The sequence below is a fragment of the Photorhabdus tasmaniensis genome (genome assembly GCF_011189505.1).
GTDB classification, from domain to species: Bacteria; Pseudomonadota; Gammaproteobacteria; order Enterobacterales; family Enterobacteriaceae; genus Photorhabdus; species Photorhabdus tasmaniensis.
In genome coordinates this window covers 1-432 of record NZ_PUJU01000225.1, presented here as the reverse complement: position 1 = coordinate 432, position 432 = coordinate 1, and the positions used below count along the sequence as shown (strand labels likewise).

At 39.1% G+C, this 432-nt stretch carries 1 protein-coding gene and 1 pseudogene; both read right to left on the bottom strand.

Going from position 1 to position 432, the window contains the following annotated elements; genetic code table 11:
• On the bottom strand, window positions 1-174 hold a 174-nt coding region (locus C5471_RS23675), incomplete at its 3' end, for an Rpn family recombination-promoting nuclease/putative transposase (RefSeq protein ID WP_166296702.1).
• A 148-nt stretch (window positions 175-322) separates the two neighbouring features.
• Window positions 323-432 (bottom strand): annotated as a pseudogene (locus C5471_RS23670) (IS630 family transposase); the annotation flags it as partial.

Genomic DNA, 432 nt, shown 5'->3' with positions numbered 1-432 from the left:
AATAAACGACCCGGATTCCAACCGCAGTGTATCCAGATCACAAACGGCCCGTAATGTCGCGGGCAAATGTATCTCCAGAAAGTCTCTGGCCGTATCAATATGACCTAAAAACTGTTTAAAAACAGCGCCATGTAGCATTGGTGTATTTTTTTCTTCATCGGCGAATGGTAGCATATTCTCTTTTATACTGAAGGAATATTAAGCAAAAAACCAAGCGGACTGAGATGTCTTGCATTTTCTTTGACGAAAACGTTGATCGTATCTCAGGTACTTTAATTTCCTTCTTAAGTGAAGTTCAGGTTAACTATATACCCAAGAAACTTCAAGATGCAGTTTTTAGCACCTGAAAATGGTCGTTAATTCTAGACATCAGCGAGTCCGCTATATCAGGTAGCGTTGTGGTGAAAAATTTGAATACTTTGTCTCGAAATT